This is a genomic window from Specibacter sp. RAF43 (assembly GCF_052114065.1).
GTDB lineage: Bacteria > Actinomycetota > Actinomycetes > Actinomycetales > Micrococcaceae > Specibacter.
Map to the genome: position 1 here is coordinate 301,650 of NZ_JBFREA010000001.1, position 16,860 is coordinate 318,509.

The window sequence follows — 16,860 nt, forward strand, 5'->3', positions numbered from 1 at the left end:
TCACTCATTGTCGTCAACTATTTAACGCAACGGATTGGTAACGCCGAGGCGCGCGCTCGGCGGGATCAGCGGCTCTCCTGGGCGAATACCAGGGCGGCCGCGCCCAGGGCCTCGGCCCGGTCGCCCAGGGCGGACATGGTCACGACGGTGCTTTCGCCAATGGTGGGCACGGCGTGGCGGATCAGCCCGCGCCGGATCGGCGCCAGCAGGGTTTCCCCCAGCGGTGCCAGCGGCCCGCCCACCACGATGATCTCCGGGTTGATCATGTTGGCGACGTTGGCGGCCGCCCGCCCGACGGCCATGCCGGCGTCGTCGATGACGCGCAAGGTGGCCGCGTCGCCGGCCTGCGCCTGGGCGATGATGTCCTCGACCGTGATGGTGCGCGGGCCGCCGCGGCTGAGCAGTTCGATCATGATGGCCGTGGACGCCATGGTTTCCAGGCATCCGCGATTGCCGCAGCGGCACACCAGTCCCTGGTCAAAAATGGTGGCGTGGCCGATTTCCCCCGTGATCCCGGTGTGGCCGTAGTACGGGGCGCCGTTGAGGATCAGCCCGGCGCCGATGCCGCTGCCGATCTTCAGGAAGGTCAGGTCCCGGCAGGAGCGGTGCTCCCCCCACGTGACCTGCGCCAGGGCGCCCAGATTGGCGTCATTGTCTGCAAAGACGGGCATTTTGAACGTGGACTGCAATTGCGTGACGATGTCCACGCCGACCCATTCGGGCAGGATCGCCCCCTGGATGACCGTGCCCGTCCGATGGTCGATGGGGCCGGGGACGCCGACGCCGGCCCCGATCACGGACTTGCGCTCGACGCCGGCTTCGACGAGCAGCTCCGCCAGCATGGCCGCGGCGGCGGTGATGCTTTCGGCGGCCAGGTGGCCCACCGGCAGCGGCTGGAACCGTTCGGCCTTGACGCGAAATCCCGGGCTGGCCAGCACCACGCGGACGTGGCTGCGGCCAAAGTCGATGCCCGCGGCCACATCCTCGGGCTCCAGCAACGTCACTGCCAGCGCCCGCCGCCCGGAGCTGGTGGTGGGATGGGTTGCGGCCAGCCCGGACGTGGCCAGGGCCTTGACGATATTGGAGATCGTGGCGGTGGAAAGCCCGGTTGCGCGCGAGAGCTCCGCCTGGGACTGGGGACCGTATTCCCGCAGTGACTCGATGACAAGTTGCTCGTTGCGCTTGCGCAGGGCCGACTGGGAACCGGGCTTGCGGTCGTCGCCGCCGGCGGGGGAGGGATCAGCACTCATACCATGTAGCGTGCATCACCAACCGGCTTGTCGTCAAGAAGTTAACGTAATCGCGTCATAAAGTGGGTCTTGGATTTAGCTAAATAACCAAAATGGATTGGCCGGCCCCGCAATTCAGCCGTGAATGTCCTTGTGCTTGCGGGCCAGCGTGACGTAGTGTTCGGCGTTTTCGCGCACGTGCACCAGCTCGTCGGCGGTCAGCTCGCGCCGGACCTTGCCCGGGACGCCGGCCACCAGCGAGCCGGGCGGGATGACGGCCCCTTCCAGGACCACGGCGCCGCCGGCCACCAGCGAGCCGGCGCCGATGACGGCCCCGTTCATGATGGTCGCGCCCATGCCGACCAGGCAGTTGTCCTCCACGGTGCAGCCGTGAACCACCGCGCCGTGGCCCACGCTCACGCCGTCGCCGATGATGGTCGGGAAGCCCGGATCCGCGTGCAGCACCACGTTGTCCTGCAGGTTGGTGCCGGCGCCGACGGTGATGGCGTTGGTGTCCCCGCGCACCACCACGCCGTAAAACGCGCTGGAGTCGGCGCCCAGGGACGCCCGCCCGATGAGGATGGCCGACGGCGCGACAAACGCGCTGGGGTGCACCAGCGGGGCGTGGCCGTCAAAGGGGATGAGCTGGTTCATGGTGGGTCCGTTCGTCGCCGGTGAGTGGTCCGCAGGGGGAAGCCCGTCCGGGCGGGCTCCTGCGGACCTTGTCCCTGCCGATGCTACCGAAACCGGGTTGCCCGGGCCACGTGCCGAGGTAGCCGGCCCGCACCGAGACTCGCCCTCTTGTGGACGAGTCTCGACGCGGACCGGCTACCTCGGCGGACGGCGGACGGCGCTCGTCAGTCGAAGACGACGGTGCGGGTGCCGTCGAGCAGGACGCGGTGCTCGGCGTGCCACTGGACGGCCTGGGCCAGGGTGCGGGCCTCCACGGCCCGGCCCATCGCCACAAACTTCTCCACCGAGTGGCCGTGGTCCACGCGGATCACTTCCTGTTCGATGATGGGCCCCTCGTCCAGGGCGGCCGTGACGTAGTGGGCAGTGGCGCCGATGATCTTCACGCCGCGGGCGTGCGCCTGGTGGTAGGGCCTGGCGCCCTTGAAGGAGGGCAGGAAGGAATGGTGGATGTTGATGGCCCGCCCGGCCAGGTGCCGGCACAGGTCATCGGAGAGCACCTGCATGTAGCGGGCGAGCACCACCAGCTCCACGTCGTGCTCGGCCACCAATTCCAGCAGCGCGGCCTCCGCGGCCGCCTTGGTCTCCGGGGTGACGGGGAGGTAGTAAAACGGGATGCCGTAAAACTTCGCCAGCGGCTCCAGGTCCCGGTGGTTGGAGACGATGGCGGGGATCTCGATGGGCAGGGTGCCGGAGCGTTGCAGAAACAAAAGGTCGTTGAGGCAGTGCGCGGCCGTGGACGCCAGGATCAGCGTGCGCACCGGGGCGCCGGCGCGATGCAGCTGCCAGTGGAGCCCAAATCCCGCCGCGACCGGCTCGAGGTGCTCGCGCAGGCGCGTGAACGGCGTCGCGGTCTCCACGGCGACCCGCATGAAGAACGTGCCCGTGTCCGAATTGCCGTATTGCTGGGAGTCGATGATGTTGCAGCCGGCCTCAAGGAGCGCCCCGGACACGGCGTGGACGATTCCGGGACGGTCGGCGCAGGAGAGGGTCAGGACATACCCGGCGGGGGAGGCTAAACCGGGGGATTTGGGGTCGGGGAAGCTCTGAGCAGTCACCCGTGCAACGTTACCCGGGAACCGCGCGGCTGTACTACAGTTAAGCTGTTGCAACTGGCGATGAGGTGGGACACCACCGGGGAGCAGCACGAGGGAAGACCCAAAGGATCGTACGCCTGGGCCCAGGGTCACAAGCCAACGCGCGCGTTGGCGGTGGACAGCCCCGTGCTTGCGACAAAAACAGCCCCTGCGTGGTGGCCGTTCACCGGATAATCTGGCCTAGATAAATGTTTCCCACCCAGGAGCCTGTTGTGTCTGTTAATCTCACCCAGTCCRTGACCAATGTTCCGCTCGCCGAGCTGGACCCCGAAATTGCCGCCGTGCTGCGCAACGAGCTCGGCCGCCAGCGCGACACGCTGGAAATGATCGCCTCAGAAAACTTTGCCCCCCGGGCCGTCCTGGAGGCGCAGGGCTCAGTGCTGACCAACAAGTATGCCGAGGGCTACCCGGGACGCCGCTACTACGGCGGCTGCGAATACGTGGACGTTGCCGAAAACCTCGCCATCGAGCGGGTCAAGGCCCTCTTCGACGCCGAATACGCGAACGTCCAGCCGCACTCCGGCGCGCAGGCCAACGCCGCCGCGCTCGCCGCCATGATCACGCCGGGGGAGAAGATCCTGGGCCTGTCGCTGGCCCACGGCGGGCACCTCACGCACGGGATGAAGCTGAACTTTTCGGGCAAGCTGTACAACGTCGCCGCCTACGAGGTGGAAGCGGACACGTTCCGGATCAACATGGACAAGTTGCGCGAGCAGGCCATCGCCGAGAAGCCGCAGGTCATCATCGCCGGCTGGTCCGCCTACCCGCGCCAGCTGGATTTTGCCGCGTTCCGTTCCATCGCCGACGAGGTGGGTGCGCTGCTGTGGACGGACATGGCGCACTTCGCCGGCCTGGTCGCCGCCGGACTGCACCCGAGCCCGGTGCCGTATTCGGACGTCGTGACCTCCACGGTGCACAAGACCCTGGCCGGCCCGCGCTCCGGGGTGATCCTGGCCAAGGCGGAATGGGCCAAGAAGCTCAACTCGGCGGTGTTCCCCGGCCAGCAGGGCGGTCCGCTCATGCACGTGATCGCCGCCAAGGCCGTGGCCTTCAAGATTGCCGCCGGGGCCGAATTCAAGGAGCGCCAGGAGCGCGTGCTTGAGGGCGCGAAGATCCTGGCCGAACGCCTGAACGCCCCCGACGTTGCCGCGGCCGGCGTGTCCGTGCTGACCGGCGGCACCGACGTGCACCTGGTGCTGGTGGACCTGCGCAACTCGCAGCTGGACGGCCAGCAGGCCGAGGACCTCCTGCACAGCGTGGGCATCACCGTCAACCGCAACGCCGTCCCGTTCGACCCCCGCCCACCGATGGTCACCTCCGGCCTGCGCATCGGCACCCCCGCCCTGGCCACCCGCGGCTTCGGCGCCCAGGAGTTCACCGAGGTCGCCGAGATCATCGCCACCGCGCTAAAGGGCGGCGCCGATGTGGACGCCCTGCGCGTCCGGGTGGACAAGCTCGCCGCCGACTTCCCGCTCTACCCCGGTCAGGAGCAGTGGTAGCCGGTATGGCGGCAGGGATTCTCGACGGCCGGGCCACCGCGGCCGCCATCAAGGGCGAGCTGAAGCTGCGGGTGGCCGCGCTGGCCGACCGCGGCATCACGCCCGGGCTGGGCACCATCCTGGTCGGCTCGGATCCGGGCTCCCAGTGGTACGTGGCCGGCAAGCACAGGGACTGCGCGGAGGTGGGCATCAACTCCATCCGCATCGATTTGCCGGAGACCGCCACCTCGGAGGAGGTCCTGGCCGCCGTCCGGCGGCTCAACGAGGACCCCGCCTGCACCGGCTACATTGTGCAGCTGCCGCTGCCGGCGCACATCGACCAGGAGCTGGTGCTGGAGGCCATCGACCCGGCCAAGGACGCCGACGGCCTGCACCCGATGAACCTGGGCCGGCTGGTGGCCAACGTCAACCGCCCCATGACCTCCCCGCTGCCGTGCACGCCCAAGGGCTGCATTGTGCTGCTGGAGCGCCACGGCATCACGCTGGCGGGCAAGCGCGTGCTGGTGGTGGGCCGCGGCGTGACGATCGGGCGGCCCATGGGGCTGCTGCTGACCCGCCGCGACGTCAACGCCACCGTGGTTTTGGCCCACACCGGCACGCGCGACCTGGCCGCCGAACTGCGCCGGGCCGACGTCGTCATCGCCGCCGCCGGCTCCCCGCACATGATCAAGGCCGCTGACCTGTTGCCGGGGGCGATCGTGCTCGACGTCGGCGTCTCCCGCGTGGATGACGGCCACGGCAAGGCGGTCGTCACCGGGGATGTGGAACCGGCCGCCTACGACGTGGCGTCCTGGATCTCCCCGAACCCCGGCGGCGTGGGGCCCATGACCCGTGCCATGCTGCTGGCCAACGTGGTCGAGGCCGCCGAGCGGGCCTAGACTCACCCTCCGGGCCGCGTTCGCCGCTGGTGAAGGCGGTCCGGGGAGCCGGGCGGGTTTGAGAGAATGGAACCATGAACCCTCTTGGCACTGGCAAAATGACGAAACCGGGCAAGTTCACCGGCCTGGGCACCCTGGTGCTGGCAATCGTGTTTTTGGTGGCGATCGTGTTTGCCGCCAACAGCAACACCGTGCTGGGCTGGGTCATCGCGGTGATCGCGCTCGGCTGGCTGGCGCTCTCCACCGCCGTCTATATCGGCGTGCACAAGGCCGCCGCATTTGGCGCCCGCCAGGTGCAGCTGGCCCAGGCCCAAATGGCGCAGCACAGCAGTGCCAAAACCCCGGCCGACGGCGGCACCCACCTGATCTCCGACGGCTCCCGCACGGCCGCCAAGGCACGCGAAATGAAACTGGACCACTCCTTCAAGATCGTCTCCGTCCAGATCGGGGTGGTCAACGAATACCTGGGCCGGGACGACGCCATGGTGGCCCGCGCCTTGGAGACCATCGACATCACCGCCCGCAACGGCCGCGACATGATCAACCCCCGCTGGGAAGCCCAGGAGGCAAAGATGGATGCGGCCATGGACGCCCGGACGCCCGCCTCGCCGACCGAGTCGAAGGGCACCCCGCCCGACGACGAGCCCGTCACCGGCGTCGTCCTGGACTGACACGCCGGCCCGGCCCTGGCGGTCGCGGCGAAACAGGTAAGGTGGAACAGGTGAACAGGGCTATGGAAAACGGTCATTTGAGGATCGCAAGCGTCAACGTCAACGGCATCCGTGCCGCCTACAAGCACGGCATGGCCGACTGGCTGGCGGGACGGGATGTGGACATCTTGTGCCTGCAGGAGGTCCGCGCCCCGGACGCCATAGTGCATGAACTCCTCGGCGCGGATTGGCACATCCTGCACGCCGAGGCCGAGGCCAAGGGCCGCGCCGGGGTGCTCATCGCCACGCGCAAGTCCGCCCTGGAACCCGTGGCCACGCGCGACGGCATCGGCGACGACTACTTTGTCACCTCCGGGCGCTGGGTGGAGGCCGACTACGCCCTGACGACGGCCGAGGGCACCCCCACCACCCTGACGGTGGTCAGCGCCTACGTGCACTCCGGCGAGGTGGACACCCCCCGGCAGGCGGACAAGTACCGGTTCCTGGACACCATGATTACCCGGCTCCCGCAGCTGGCGGCCGCCAGTGACCACGCCCTGGTGGTCGGCGACCTCAATGTGGGGCACACGCCCCGGGACATCAAGAACTGGAAGGGCAACGTCAAGCGGGCCGGGTTCCTGCCGGAGGAACGGGCCTACTTTGACCGGTTCTTTGGCGAGGAGATCGGCTGGAAGGACGTGGGCCGGGAGCTCGCGGGGGAGGTGGATGGACCCTACACCTGGTGGTCCGCACGCGGACAGGCGTTCACCAACGACACCGGCTGGCGCATCGACTACCACATGGCCACCCCCGGGCTGGCGGCTCGGGCCGCCCAGGCCGTCGTAGACCGCGCCGCCAGCTATGACACCCGCTTCTCCGACCACGCCCCGCTCGTCGTCGACTACAAGTTCTAAGGGGACCCCGCGCCACCATGAGTGAGACCACCGCCCGACCCCGCGTGCTGTCCGGCATGCAGCCCTCCGGGGACTCCCTGCATCTCGGCAACTACCTGGGGGCCCTCGTCAACTGGGTCAAGACCCAAGACGACTACGAAACACTCTTCTTCATCCCGGACATGCACGCCATCACCGTGGCGCAGGACCCGGCCGAACTGCGCGAACGCACCCGCAAGACGGCGGCCCAGTACATTGCCGGCGGGATCGACGTCGCCAAGTCCACCCTGTTCCTGCAGTCGCACGTCCCCGAGCATGCCCAGCTGGCGTGGGTGCTCAACTGCATCACCGGCTTCGGCGAGGCCGCCCGCATGACCCAGTTCAAGGACAAGTCGGCCAAGGGCGGGACGGAGATGGCCAGTGTTGGCCTGTTCACCTACCCGGTCCTGATGGCCGCCGACATCCTGCTCTATCGTCCCCAGGGAGTGCCCGTCGGGGACGACCAGCGCCAGCACGTGGAACTCGCCCGCGACCTGGCCAAGCGCTTCAACCACCGCTTCGGTGAGACGTTCACGGTGCCGGAGGCCTTCATCCAGAAGGAGGGCGCCCGCATCTATGACCTGCAAAATCCCACGGCGAAGATGTCCAAATCCGCGTCGGGGCCGAACGGGCTGATCAACCTGCTCGATGATCCCAAGGTCACGGCGAAGCGGATCAAGTCCGCGATCACCGACGCCGACACGGTGATCGCCCACGACCGGGCCGCGAAACCGGGCGTGTCAAACCTGTTGGAGATCCTCTCGACGTTGACCGAAAAGCCCATCGCCACCCTGGTGGCCGAGTACGAGGGCAAGATGTACGGGCACCTGAAGGTGGATGTGTCCGAGGCCGTGGTGGCCCGGATCGAGCCGATCCGCCGACGCACCCTGGAATTGCTGGACGACCCCGCGGAGTTGGACCGGCTGCTGGCCCACGGCGCCGCGAAAGCCCGCGAAATCGCCTCGGTCACGCTGGCTGACGTTTACGCGAAGGTGGGCTTCCTGCCGCCCCTGGGGGTGGAAGCCTAGCCATGCCCGGCATCAGCGAAAGCGCGGCATCACCTGCGCCCCACGCGGACAGCCTGGGCGTGGTCATCTCGATGCCGTCGGAGCTCGCCGGCGAGCTGAGCAACTGGCGGGTCCTGTTCGGGGGCCCGGGCGCCGCCGTCGTGCCACCGCACATCACGCTGGTCTCGGGCCGGGCGACCGGGTCGTGGACGGACGCGGCCGAGCATGTGCGCAGCATTGCCGCCGCGACCCAGCCGTTCACCGTGGAGCTCCGGGGGACCGGGACGTTCCAGCCGGTGTCGCCGGTGGTGTACCTGAACCTGGTCCAAGGCGTCACCGAATGCATGGACCTGCACGAGCGCCTGGAAGGGGGGCCGCTGGAGCATTTGGTGGAGTTTGACTTCCGCCCGCACCTGACCGTGGCGCACGACCTTCCGGAGGATGTCATGGCGCGCGCCGAGAGCGAGATGGCGGAATTTGCGGCCCAGTTCGAGGTGAACAGCATCGGCCTCTTCGACTATTCCCGGGGCGGCTGGGCGCTGCGCGAAGAGCTGGCACTTGGCGGCGACGGGCAGTTTTGACCCGGGCCGCCATGGCGGCTACGTGGAGCGGAAGACGTCGGGTCGGGGCAGGATGGCGATCTCGACGAACGGGCTGAGCACATCGAACGCCGCACTGGTGAAGTCCGCGCTGACGGCCCCGTCGATGTAGGAATAGTTCACCGCCAGGGCCACGTCGATGATCAGGTACTGCCCGGGCGGGACAATCGCCTGCTCGTGGCGCAGATCGAAGCCCCGGAACACCAGGGACGTCTTGGTGTGGTCGTCACTGAACCATCCGTCCGAGTCCACGGCAAGGTCCAGGGCCCGCTGCGTCTGGCCGGACTGGGCCGCCGGCGAGGAGACCGGCTGCGTCCAGGTCTGGATCAGCTCGAGGGTGGGGTCCAGGCTCAGCCGGGCCGAGCCGCCACCCACCAGTCCGCCGCGGGAGTGCACGGTGCCCATGCCGTTGAGCACCAGGAATCCGTCGACGTTGACCACCGCGTAGCCCGCGTCCGGGTTCCGCCACAGGAAGTAGAAATGCAGCTCTTCGGTCCCGACGGACTCGATGATGGCAGAGTTCCAGCTACCGTACAGTTCCCCGTCGTAACGGACTTTGGCCCGGCTGTCCCATGCCAGGATGGTGGAGGAGGACATCTGAAGCTGCTCCGTCGCCCAGATCGACACCGGGCTGTCCAGGACGACATACCGGATGGTGGAGTGCGAACCGAGGGCGACGACGGACTTCAGGGCGGCCCGCTGGTTGGCGACGACGGCGGCCAGCTGGGCCGCGCGGGCCCCGGACCGTCGCTGCGCATCCGCCCTGACCTCCTCCAGACGCCGGCGGTTGCCCGCCCGGGCGGCTTCGAGCCGGCCCTCGAGGGCCTGCGCGTCGGCGCCGGTGCCGGCCAGATATTCGGCGGCCATGGCGCGGGCCGGGCGGGATGGTGCCGGCACCTCCCGTCCGGCCGCGGCACGGCGGGCGGTACCCAGGGCCTCCCGCGCCGCGGAAAACTCCCGGCCGGCGGCCAGCACCGCCTTGAGCCGCGCGGCGTTGAGCGGTTCCTGGTCATTTGGCCCCGGCGTGGCCCGCTCCGGCTCGGAGACCTTCATGGCAGCATCGCCACCTGGACGAACGGGCACTGGACAGTGAGGTTATGCCCGGAGAAGTCCAGGTCGACGGAACCGTCCTGCACGTCATAGGAGGCCACCACGCTGACCTCGATCACCACCACGCCGTGTGGCGGCAGGGTGAAGAAGCCGTACTGGAGGTCGTAGCCCCGGAACACGTCCGCAATCTCCACATGGGTGAAATCCCCGAACCCGCCCGTGTCCACGGACAGTGTCACCGCACGCTGGGTCTGGCTGGGGTCGGCGGGCGGCTCCGTGGGCGGCTGGTTCCACCATTCCATCAGGCGCAGCGTCACGTCCACGTCCAGCTTGCTGAATCGATCGCCCCACAGGATGCCGCCGTGGCCAAGTGCGTCGCAGAAGCCGTTGAGGACCAAGAAACCGTCCACGTTGGTGACGGAGTACCGGTCCCGCGGATTCTCCCAGAGGAAGTAAAACGTCAATTCCTCGCGTCCGGCCTGTTCGGAATCGCCGTCGTTGCCCGCGTGCAGCCAGATTTCCGCTTGGCTGTTCCAGGGTTCGATGTGGGTGGACTCCAGTTCCATGCCGCGGGTTGGCCAGATGAGGAATGGTGCCTCAAGGGCGAAGTATTCCACCGGATCAGGCGGCAGCTGGGCAAGGGCCTCTCGCCGGCCGTCAATTGCCCGGCGGACGGCCTCTCGGGCGGCCGCCGGCCGAGTCCCGGCGGCGGAACGCTGCGCGTCCACGAACCGCGCCGCCTCGGCATTGCTTTCGGCCAGCAGCTGCCCGAACTTGTCCTGGTCGACGCCGGTCGCGGCGAGGGCCGCCGTCAACAGCGCGTCCCGGCGGCGCCGCAACAGCCCGGCGGCCCCCGTTTGCCCGAAACGCGCGGCGGGCCGGCCGCTCCTGGCCGAATGATCCGCGGCGGCCTGAAGAGCCAGCCTGATCTGCGCTTCATTGAGTCTGGGCATGGAACACCTGCCTGATAGTTGCTGCGTGCAGCTGAAGCATAGGGCCAGGGTCGTTACTGCCGTGTTACGCCTGACCCGCTCACGTTTCTCAGGCGCGCCGCCACCTCAGGTGCGTCGTTCCGCTCTCCCCGGTTCCGGTGACGGAAAATGGGGACTGTAGCGCCTCCAGACGTTGAAGTAGCGCCGGCCGCCGACCCACATCCATGCCGCGATGTAGAACAGGCCCACCATGAGCCCGGTGGTCAGGGCGAAACGGGCCTGAGCGCCCCAACTGGCGGAAAGTGCAGCGACGAGAATGCCGGCCAGGGCGGCATTGACCACCAGGATCAGGACCATGCTGCTTCCGGCGACATGGCCGCCGGCGGTTCGTCGCGGCAGCATGTAGTAGCTCTGTTGCGAGCCGGCCCGGTCGTCGTAGCGGGAGGCCATCAGGTAGCGCTCGATCCCGGGATCCAGCTCGGCATAGGCCGCACGGAGCCGGTTCATCGCCAGCACGCAGGAAAGATCCTCAAAACCAACGTTCAGGACCCGGATCTGGGTCAGCTGGCCGACGATGATCACCACCACCAGGATGATGATCGCCAGCAGCACGAAGGTGTCATCGAAGTTCATCGCCTGACCGGCGAGGGCCAGGCTCACCAAGGCGGCGGAGGTGAGCGTGAGGAAGATGCTGATCCTGGTTAGTACCTCCGCCTGCGTGGTGCTCCGCAAGGCGAGCAAACTCCAGTGCTCGGTGGCGAGCAGCTGGGCCCGCACGGCGGGCGCCGCCCGCGCCGTTGCGGCCGCCTTCTCCCCGTCGGCACCGGGTTCGTCCCTGGCCGGGATATTCGTTTCTTCGAACATGCGCCCATTGTCCACCCGCGGCGCCCGGATGCCCATGGATCACCGGCCATGGGTTGGATCATCCCTTGACAGCGGCGCCGGGCCGGATGTAAACCGAGGGTGACCTTCGGTCCATTGGGGCGACCAGGCGGGCATCCGGCCCGGCCGTGAGGGTCGTCGTGCAGCAGTCCGGAGGTTAAGATGAAATCTCGTACCGGAATCCGTTTTCTCTCGCTGGCGGGAGGGGTGACGCTTGCGGTGGCCACCGCCCTGGCAGGCACCACGACGGCATCGCCACCGCTCGCCGAATCGCCCGCCGTGCACCCGGCGGTGAGCGACTTTGTCCAGGTCACCAGTTCGGCGACGCCRCCGACCCAGGCACAGTGTGCCTCTGTGGGCCGGCGGTGTTTCACGCCGCAGTCCACGCGCGCCGCCTACAACGTCGGTCCCCTGTATGCGGCCGGTCATGACGGCCGCGGGATCACGATTGCCATCGTCGACTCCTTCGGTAGCGACACCATGGCCCACGACCTGCACGTCTACAACGAGGCCTTCAATCTTCCGTCAATGTGCGGTGAGGAGGCCGTGACCTGTGCCCCCGGGATGCCCACCTTCAGTGAACTGCACGTGCAGGGCTCTCCGGCCACGAAGGCCCCGCCGGCCAAGAGCAAGGGCACCCGGCAGGAAGACAAGTCGGCATGGGCGCTGGAAGTCGCCCTCGACGTCGAGACGGCGCATTCCATGGCCCCCGGGGCGAACATCCTCCTGGTGACCACCCCGACCGCCGAGACCCTGGGGGTCCAGGGCTTCCCGCAGATGATGGCCGCCGAGCAGTACGTCGTGGACCATCACCTGGCGCAGGTCATTTCGCAAAGTTTCGCCTCCGCGGAGGACGCCTTCGGCAGTCCCCAGTCGTTGCAAAACTTGCGCCACGCCTTCATCTCGGCGGCGCAGAACGGGGTCACCGTGCTGGGTTCCTCCGGTGACGGCGGCACGGCGAACGGCGGCAAGGCGCCCGTGTCCGGCCCCAACGCCGGCAAGCTCTTTCCCTTCCCGACCGTCGAGTGGCCGGCATCGGACCCGCTCGTGACCGGAGTCGGCGGAACGTACCTGTGCACCGACCCGAACGCGACCTCCCAGCGCATCGTGGACAGCGTGAGCCCGCCGGCCAAGTGCCAGGACAACCCTGGTGTCGCCGAAGTCGGGTGGACGTTCTCCGGCGGCGGTTTCAGCCATGTCTTTGCCCGCCCCGACTATCAGGGGACGCTGCCGAGCGGCAGCACCCCGATCGGGACCATGCGAGGCGTTCCGGACATCGGATTGCAGGCAAGTGCCGGTACCGGTGCCCTGGTTTACCTGACGCTCCCGCCGGACGGGCTTAGCGGACTCCTGTGCGGCCAGGCGCCCTGCAGCACCGGTTGGTACGACATCGGCGGCACCTCGCTGTCCTGCCCGCAGTGGGCCGGCCTGGTGGCGATTGCCGCCCAGATCAACGGCGGCGGGCTGGGCCTCATCAACCCCGCGCTGTACCGGCTCGGGGCGAATGCCGCGACGTACGCCAATGACTTCTACGACGTGACCACCGGCAACAACACGGCCGACCCGACGATCGCCGGCTACCCTGCCACGACCGGCTGGGACCCGGTCACCGGGCTCGGCACCCCGAATGCGGCGAATTTGCTGCCCGACCTTGTTGCGGCGGTGCGCGCCGGCTGACCTGGGGCCATGAACGCAAGAGCGCCGCCCCCCGAGCGGGGGGCGGCGCTCACGGCCGGTCGGATCAAGCCGGACCGGTCGGATCAGGCCGGACTAGACCTGGCGGGACAGGATGGCCTGCTTGACCTCGGCGATGGCCTTGGTGATCTGGATGCCGCGGGGGCACGCCTCGGTGCAGTTGAAGGTGGTGCGGCAACGCCACACGCCTTCCTTGTCGTTGAGGATTTCCAGACGCATGTCGCCGGCGTCGTCGCGGGAGTCAAAGATGAAACGGTGCGCGTTGACGATCGCGGCCGGGCCAAAGTACTGGCCGTCGGTCCAGAACACGGGGCAGGAGGACGTGCACGCGGCGCACAGGATGCACTTGGTGGTGTCGTCGTACCGTGCCCGCTCCTCGGCGGACTGCAGGCGTTCCTTGGACGGCTCGTGGCCGCGGTTGATCAAGAACGGCATGATCTCCCGGTAGGACTGGAAGAACGGCTCCATGTCCACGATCAGGTCCTTCTCCACCGGCAGGCCCTTGATGGCCTCGACGGTGATGGGCTTGGTGGTGTCCAGGTCCTTGAGCAGGGTCTTGCACGCCAGCCGGTTGCGGCCGTTGATGCGCATGGCATCGGAGCCGCAGACGCCGTGGGCACAGGAGCGGCGGAAGGACAGCGAGCCGTCCTGCTCCCATTTGACCTTGTGCAGGGCATCCAGCACGCGGTCGGTGCCGTACATGGTCAAGTTGAAGTCCTGCCAGGTGAAGTCCTCGGAAAATTCCGGATCGTAGCGACGCACACGCAAGGTGATGTCGAAGGTGGGGATTTCCCCGCCGCCGCCCAGGTGGGCGGGCAGCTCAATCTTCGACAGCGGCTCGGGGGCGGTTTCAGCAGTTTCCACGGGGCTCATTAGTACTTCCTCACCATTGGCTGGTAGCGCGTGACGACAACGGGCTTGGTCTCCAGGCGGATGCCGGCAATGTGCTCCGCGGAGCTCTCTGCCGTGACAGCCAGGTCCTTGAAGGCCATGGAGTGTTTCATGAAGTTCTCGTCGTCACGGTTCGGGAAGTCTTCACGGTAGTGGCCGCCACGGGATTCCTGGCGGTGCAGGGCGGCGACGGTCATGACCTTGGCCAGTTCGAGCAGGAAGCCCAGTTCCACGGCCTCGAGCAGGTCAAGGTTGAAGCGCTTGCCCTTGTCCTGGACGGTGATGCGGGAGTAGCGCTCCTCGAAGGAGGCGATGTCCGAGAGGACCTTGTCAATGGAGGTGGCCGTGCGGAACACCTGCATGTTGGCGTCCATGGTGTCCTGCAGGTCCTTGCGGATCGCGGCAACCTTCTCGCCGCCGTCCGAGGTGCGCACGTGGTCCAGGAGGGCCACGGTGTGCGCCTCCGGGTTCTCCGGCAGGTCGATGAAGTCGGCCGCCGCGGCGTACTTGGCCGCGGCGACGCCGGCCCGCTTGCCGAACACGTTGATGTCCAGCAGCGAGTTGGTGCCCAGGCGGTTGGAGCCGTGGACGGAGACGCAGGCAACCTCGCCGGCGGCGTACAGGCCCGGGATGATGGTGTCGTTGTCCTGGAGGACCTCAGTGTTGATGTTCGTCGGGATCCCGCCCATGGCGTAGTGCGCCGTGGGGAACACCGGGACCGGCTCCGTGTACGGCTCTACGCCCAGGTAGGTGCGGGCGAACTCGGTGATGTCCGGCAGCTTGGCGTCGATGTGCGCCGGCTCCAGGTGGGTCAAGTCCAGCAGGACGTAGTCCTTGTTCGGGCCGCAGCCGCGGCCTTCACGGACCTCGTTCGCCATGGAGCGGGCCACGATGTCGCGCGGGGCCAGGTCCTTGATGGTCGGGGCGTAGCGCTCCATGAACCGTTCACCCTCGGAGTTGCGCAGGATCGCGCCCTCGCCGCGGGCGGCCTCGGAGAGCAGGATGCCCAGGCCGGCCAGGCCTGTCGGATGGAACTGGAAGAACTCCATGTCCTCCAGCGGGATGCCCTTGCGGAACGCGATGCCCATGCCGTCGCCGGTGAGGGTGTGCGCGTTGGAGGTGGTCTTGAAGACCTTCCCCGCACCGCCGGTGGCCAGGATGACGCTCTTGGCCTGGAAAACGTGCAGCTCGCCCGAGGCCAGGTCGTAGGAGACAACGCCGGCGATGCGCTTTTGCAGGTAGACGGTGCCGTCCTCGCGGGTGGCCTCTTCCTCGACGGTGAGGAGGTCCAGGACGTAGTACTCGTTGTAGAACTCAACGTTGTGCTTGACGCAGTTTTGGTACAGCGTCTGCAAGATCATGTGGCCGGTGCGGTCCGCGGCGTAGCAGGAGCGGCGCACCGGGGCCTTGCCGTGGTCGCGGGTGTGGCCGCCGAAGCGACGCTGGTCAATGCGGCCCTCGGGCGTGCGGTTGAACGGCAGGCCCATCTTTTCCAGGTCGAGGACGGCGTTGATGGCTTCCTTGGCCATGACCTCCGCCGCGTCCTGGTCCACCAGGTAGTCGCCGCCCTTGACGGTGTCAAAGGTGTGCCACTCCCAGTTGTCTTCCTCCACGTTGGCCAGGGCCGCACACATGCCGCCCTGGGCCGCACCGGTGTGCGAGCGGGTGGGGTAGAGCTTGGTCAGTACGGCTGTGCGTGCGTGCTGGCCGGATTCGATGGCGGCACGCATGCCTGCGCCACCGGCCCCGACGATGACGACGTCGTATTTATGGACCTGCATACTGGATGCTCTTTCTCTCTTTACTGCAACAAAAAACTCGTGTTCACTTCTGTTCCCGCCGGCGCGGGGCCGGCGGGGCGCCCATCAAGGTTTGATCCTTGCGGGCGTTCCCTAGGGGACGGGGCAGAAGGACGGGAGGTCGGTGACTGCACCGGCCGGGCACGGATCAAACGTGAAGATCACCAAGGTGCCCAGCACGATGATGACGGCGGCGGCGATGTAGAGCACCGTCTTGAGCGTCATGCGGGTGCCATTGCGCTCGGCGTAGTCGTTGATGATGGTGCGCACGCCGTTGGTGCCGTGCAGCATCGCCAGCCACAGCATGGCCAGGTCCCAGACCTGCCAGAACGGGCTGGACCACTTGCCGGCCACGAAGCCGAAGTCGATGGCGTGGATGCCGTCGCCCACCATGAGGTTCACGAACAGGTGGCCGAAGATCAAGACCAGCAGCACAACGCCGGAAAGGCGCATGAACAGCCAGGCGATCATCTCAAAGCTGGAGTGGGAGGCCTTGTTGCGCTTGTAGTTGGGCGCCTCGGCGCTGGAGCGCGGTGTTTCAATGGTGTTGGAACTCATTTAGTGCCCCCCGAAGACGATGGAGAGGTGGCGGATCAGGAACGGGATCATGACCACGGCCCAGACGATCAGGACGGTCCACAGCATTTGGCGCTGATACTTCGGACCCTTCTTCCAGAAGTCGATCGCAATGATGCGCAGCCCGTTAAAGGCGTGGAACACGATTGCGGCGACCAAGGCGGCTTCCCCCAAGCCCATGATGGGGTTCTTGTAGGCCCCGATGACTGCTGTGTACGCTTCCGGGGACACCCGCACCAAGGAGGTGTCCAAAACGTGCACCAACAAGAATACGAAAATCACTACACCGGTAATCCGGTGTCCCACCCAGGACCACATGCCTTCTCGGCCGCGGTACAGAGTGCCAGCTGGTTTTGTCGGCACTGAATAAACCTTCCTGCATCACCGTGACGCTGGCGTGGTTCCACGCGGGGAAACGCACACGGCGTGAGCACTCGTAACTGAAGCCTAAATT

Annotated in this window: 17 protein-coding genes and 1 riboswitch; of the genes, 7 read left to right on the forward strand and 10 right to left on the reverse strand. The window is 67.4% G+C overall.

The genetic code is table 11. The features are described from left to right. Positions 1–65 precede the first annotated feature (65 nt). The 3 genes from AB4Y80_RS01370 to purU form a co-directional block, all read right to left on the reverse strand. A complete protein-coding gene (locus AB4Y80_RS01370) occupies positions 66–1,250 on the reverse strand; it encodes an ROK family transcriptional regulator (protein ID WP_442211490.1) in 1,185 nt (394 codons plus the stop codon). A 114-nt stretch (positions 1,251–1,364) separates the two neighbouring features. Continuing rightward, a complete protein-coding gene (locus AB4Y80_RS01375; protein ID WP_442211491.1) occupies positions 1,365–1,883 on the reverse strand; it encodes a gamma carbonic anhydrase family protein in 519 nt (172 codons plus the stop codon). 203 nt (positions 1,884–2,086) lie between these two features. After that, entirely contained in the window at positions 2,087–2,977 is an 891-nt protein-coding gene (gene purU, locus AB4Y80_RS01380) for a formyltetrahydrofolate deformylase (protein ID WP_442211492.1), read from the reverse strand. A 40-nt stretch (positions 2,978–3,017) separates the two neighbouring features. Next, positions 3,018–3,106: riboswitch (ZMP/ZTP riboswitch) on the forward strand. A 122-nt stretch (positions 3,107–3,228) separates the two neighbouring features. Here purU and glyA point away from each other — a divergent pair. From glyA to AB4Y80_RS01410, 6 genes are all read left to right on the forward strand, one after another. Further along, the gene (gene glyA / locus AB4Y80_RS01385) at positions 3,229–4,515 is read left to right on the forward strand and encodes a serine hydroxymethyltransferase (protein WP_442211494.1); all 1,287 of its coding nucleotides are present in this window, start codon (positions 3,229–3,231) and stop codon (positions 4,513–4,515) included. Positions 4,516–4,520: 5 nt separating this feature from the next. Next, a complete protein-coding gene (locus AB4Y80_RS01390) occupies positions 4,521–5,393 on the forward strand; it encodes a bifunctional methylenetetrahydrofolate dehydrogenase/methenyltetrahydrofolate cyclohydrolase (RefSeq protein ID WP_442211495.1) in 873 nt (290 codons plus the stop codon). A 98-nt stretch (positions 5,394–5,491) separates the two neighbouring features. Continuing rightward, complete coding sequence (locus tag AB4Y80_RS01395) at positions 5,492–6,064, forward strand: hypothetical protein (RefSeq protein WP_442211496.1); 573 nt, start codon at positions 5,492–5,494, stop codon at positions 6,062–6,064. Between the two features lie 62 nt (positions 6,065–6,126). After that, the gene (locus AB4Y80_RS01400) at positions 6,127–6,957 is read left to right on the forward strand and encodes an exodeoxyribonuclease III (protein WP_442211497.1); all 831 of its coding nucleotides are present in this window, start codon (positions 6,127–6,129) and stop codon (positions 6,955–6,957) included. Between the two features lie 17 nt (positions 6,958–6,974). Next, complete coding sequence (gene trpS, locus AB4Y80_RS01405; protein ID WP_442211498.1) at positions 6,975–8,003, forward strand: tryptophan--tRNA ligase; 1,029 nt, start codon at positions 6,975–6,977, stop codon at positions 8,001–8,003. A gap of 2 nt (positions 8,004–8,005) precedes the next feature. Continuing rightward, entirely contained in the window at positions 8,006–8,563 is a 558-nt protein-coding gene (locus AB4Y80_RS01410; protein WP_442211499.1) for a 2'-5' RNA ligase family protein, read from the forward strand. 18 nt (positions 8,564–8,581) lie between these two features. Here the strand turns inward: AB4Y80_RS01410 and AB4Y80_RS01415 are convergent, their stop codons facing one another. The 3 genes from AB4Y80_RS01415 to AB4Y80_RS01425 form a co-directional block, all read right to left on the reverse strand. Continuing rightward, positions 8,582–9,634, reverse strand: a complete 1,053-nt coding sequence (locus AB4Y80_RS01415) for a hypothetical protein (RefSeq protein ID WP_442211500.1) — start codon at positions 9,632–9,634, stop codon at positions 8,582–8,584. Beyond that, positions 9,631–10,584 (reverse strand): hypothetical protein, encoded by a 954-nt coding sequence (locus tag AB4Y80_RS01420; protein WP_442211501.1) that lies wholly within the window; start codon positions 10,582–10,584, stop codon positions 9,631–9,633. Before AB4Y80_RS01420 ends, AB4Y80_RS01415 begins: the two co-directional genes overlap by 4 nt. A gap of 105 nt (positions 10,585–10,689) precedes the next feature. After that, the gene (locus AB4Y80_RS01425) at positions 10,690–11,427 is read right to left on the reverse strand and encodes a hypothetical protein (RefSeq protein WP_442211502.1); all 738 of its coding nucleotides are present in this window, start codon (positions 11,425–11,427) and stop codon (positions 10,690–10,692) included. A 180-nt stretch (positions 11,428–11,607) separates the two neighbouring features. Between AB4Y80_RS01425 and AB4Y80_RS01430 the strand changes: the two genes are divergently transcribed. Next, a complete protein-coding gene (locus AB4Y80_RS01430) occupies positions 11,608–13,122 on the forward strand; it encodes a S53 family peptidase (RefSeq protein WP_442211503.1) in 1,515 nt (504 codons plus the stop codon). A gap of 93 nt (positions 13,123–13,215) precedes the next feature. On the opposite strand, the gene AB4Y80_RS01435 is transcribed toward AB4Y80_RS01430, so the two are convergent. The 4 genes from AB4Y80_RS01435 to sdhC all read right to left on the reverse strand — a co-directional run bounded on the left by AB4Y80_RS01435 (position 13,216) and on the right by sdhC (position 16,769). Beyond that, the gene (locus AB4Y80_RS01435; protein ID WP_442211504.1) at positions 13,216–14,013 is read right to left on the reverse strand and encodes a succinate dehydrogenase iron-sulfur subunit; all 798 of its coding nucleotides are present in this window, start codon (positions 14,011–14,013) and stop codon (positions 13,216–13,218) included. Beyond that, positions 14,013–15,812 carry a succinate dehydrogenase flavoprotein subunit gene (gene sdhA / locus AB4Y80_RS01440; protein WP_442211505.1) on the reverse strand — a complete coding sequence of 600 codons (1,800 nt, stop codon included), beginning with the start codon at positions 15,810–15,812 and terminating at the stop codon, positions 14,013–14,015. The genes AB4Y80_RS01435 and sdhA overlap by 1 nt, the downstream gene beginning before the upstream one ends. A 111-nt stretch (positions 15,813–15,923) precedes the next feature. After that, positions 15,924–16,388 carry a succinate dehydrogenase hydrophobic membrane anchor subunit gene (locus AB4Y80_RS01445; RefSeq protein ID WP_442211506.1) on the reverse strand — a complete coding sequence of 155 codons (465 nt, stop codon included), beginning with the start codon at positions 16,386–16,388 and terminating at the stop codon, positions 15,924–15,926. Next, positions 16,389–16,769 (reverse strand): succinate dehydrogenase, cytochrome b556 subunit, encoded by a 381-nt coding sequence (gene sdhC / locus AB4Y80_RS01450; RefSeq protein WP_442211507.1) that lies wholly within the window; start codon positions 16,767–16,769, stop codon positions 16,389–16,391. It lies immediately after the preceding gene. Positions 16,770–16,860 lie beyond the last annotated feature (91 nt).